General features: G+C 66.6%; 1 protein-coding gene. It reads right to left on the bottom strand.

The window, feature by feature from the left end:
- A partial coding sequence (locus DUGA2_RS32295) for a condensation domain-containing protein (RefSeq protein ID WP_141753463.1) occupies positions 1-1856 on the bottom strand: 1856 nt, incomplete at both ends.

The following is a 1856-nucleotide window of genomic DNA, read 5'->3' as shown; positions in this document are numbered from 1 at the left end:
GTTGGCGCGTACCTGGTCGAGCAATTGCAGGAAGCTGGCGCCATGATCGACTTGCGTGCGCAGCACCAGCGTGTTGACGAAGAAGCCGATCAGCCCTTCCGTCTCCGCGCGGTTGCGGTTGGCGATCGGCGTGCCGATGCAGATGTCGTCCTGTCCAGCGTAACGCGACAGCAGCACATTGAAGGCTGCCGTCAGCGTCATGAACAAGGTGCCTTGCACACGGCGGCTCAGGTCATTAAGGCCAGCCGTGGTGGTGGCCGACAGTGTGAGCGGCTGCGTCGCGCCGCGATGGCTTTGATGGGCAGGACGCGGACGGTCTGTCGGCAGGGTCAACAAAGCCGGAGCGCCCGTCAGGCGGCCTTGCCAGTAATCGAGTTGCTGTTGCAGCACCTGACCGCTGAGCCACTGGCGCTGCCAGTGTGCGAAGTCGGCGTACTGGATCGGTAGTTCCGGCAGCGGCGATGGCTGCTGCTGCACGTAGGCGCCGTACAGCGCGGCCACCTCGTTCACCAGAACGCCGATGGACCAGCCGTCGGAGACGATGTGGTGCATCGTCAGCAGCACGATGTGCTCCGATTCGCCCAGACGCAGCAGGCGCGCGCGGATCAGTGGGCCGGTGGCCAGATCGAACGCTGTCTGCGCCTCGTCCTGCACCAGCCACTGCGCCTTGGCATCGCGCTCCGCATGCGGCAATTCCGACAGATCGGTGCTCTCCAACGCCAGCTCCAGCGTGGGCACAATCACCTGCACCGGCGTGCCGTCCACGCTGGCAAAGCGCGTGCGCAGGGCTTCGTGGCGGCGCACGATCTCGTTCAACGCGCGCTGCAACGCCGTCGCGTCGAGCTGTCCGTTCAGGCGGACCGCCGCCGGAATATTGTAGAACGCGCTGCCCGGCTCGAACTGGTCGAGGAACCACAGGCGCTGCTGCGCGAACGACAGCGGCATGCCCTCTTTGCGCTCGACCGGCGCCAGGGCCGTTACGGTCAGGCCGCGCTGTGCCGATTCCATGCGCGCCAGCAGGCCGGCGACCGTCGGTGCTTCGAACACCGCGCGCAGCGGCAGTTCGATTTCGAATGCGCCACGGATCTGCGATACCAGCTGCGTCGCCAGCAGCGAATGGCCGCCCAGTGCAAAGAAATTATCGTGCACGCCCACTTTGTCGAGACGGAGCACGCCGGCCCAGATGCCGGCCATGATCTCCTCGGCCGCCGTGCGCGGCGCCACATAGCCACCTTCGCTGCGCGTCATGTCCGGCACCGGCAATGCCTTGCGGTCCACTTTGCCGTTTGGCGTCAATGGCAGCTGCTCCAGCACCATGAAGTGCGCCGGCACCATGTATTCCGGCAGGGATTCCAGCAGCGCGGCGCGCAACCCTTCCGTGTCCGGCAGCTGTGCGTCTTCGTGCGCGACCAGATACGCCACCAGCCGCTTGTCTCCCGCCACGTCCTCGCGCGCCAGCACCAGTGCGTCGCGCACCGCAGCCAGTCCAGCCAGCGCAGCCTCGATCTCGCCGAGTTCGATGCGGAAGCCGCGCAGCTTGACCTGATTGTCGATCCGGCCCAGGTACTCGATGCTGCCATCCTGCAGGTAGCGCGCCAGGTCGCCGGATTTATACATGCGGGAACCGGCCGCGCCGAACGGATTCGGCACGAACTTGTCCGCCGTCAGGTCGCCGCGGTGCAGATAGCCGCGCGCCAGGCCTTCACCGGCGATATGCAGCTCGCCGGCCACGCCCGCCGGCACGGGGTTCAGGCCCGCGTCGAGGATGTAGACCTGCGTGTTGGCGATCGGCTTGCCGATCACCGGTGCGCCATCGAGCGCGCTCACGCGCCGCAGCGTCGACCAGATCGTCGTCT

The organism is Duganella sp. HH101 (assembly GCF_001758795.1).
Classification (GTDB): domain Bacteria; phylum Pseudomonadota; class Gammaproteobacteria; order Burkholderiales; family Burkholderiaceae_D; genus Rugamonas; species Rugamonas rivuli.
This window is presented reverse-complemented; position numbering and strand designations above follow the sequence as displayed.